This is a genomic window from Falsihalocynthiibacter sp. BN13B15 (assembly GCF_041205415.1).
Lineage (GTDB): Bacteria > Pseudomonadota > Alphaproteobacteria > Rhodobacterales > Rhodobacteraceae > Falsihalocynthiibacter > Falsihalocynthiibacter arcticus.
This window is the reverse complement of record NZ_JBGFCE010000114.1, coordinates 1-316: the sequence shown is the minus strand read 5'-3', so window position 1 is coordinate 316 and position 316 is coordinate 1. Positions and strand designations below refer to the sequence as shown.

Below are 316 nucleotides of genomic sequence, written 5' to 3'. Positions count from 1 at the left end.
CGCACTGGCGGCTTTCACCGTATTGCCGCTTCTGGAACAAAGCGGCTTTACCCCTGGTCAAAGCAATAGCCCAGAAGCTCTGTCAACACTGACTTTCGCCTATGTCGCCCTTCCATGTGCTCTCAAACTTATTGCCTTTGGCTTTGTTCTGACTTTACCAACAGAGGGCACTGTCAGAGGAAACTGACTTGAGAAGGGCAGGGCTACCAATTAACGTTGTGTCATGAAAAAACGCGCTCCTTTTCGCTATTTCAAGACGTCTCCTGAAATCATCCGTCTTGCGGTGATGTTGTACGTCAGATTCCCACTCTCACTT

At 49.1% G+C, this 316-nt stretch carries 2 pseudogenes; both read left to right on the top strand.

The features are described 5' to 3' along the window. Positions 1–187: pseudogene (locus AB9F26_RS22435) on the top strand (sodium:galactoside symporter); the annotation flags it as partial. Positions 188–223: 36 nt separating this feature from the next. After that, positions 224–316 (top strand): annotated as a pseudogene (locus tag AB9F26_RS22430) (IS6 family transposase); the annotation flags it as partial.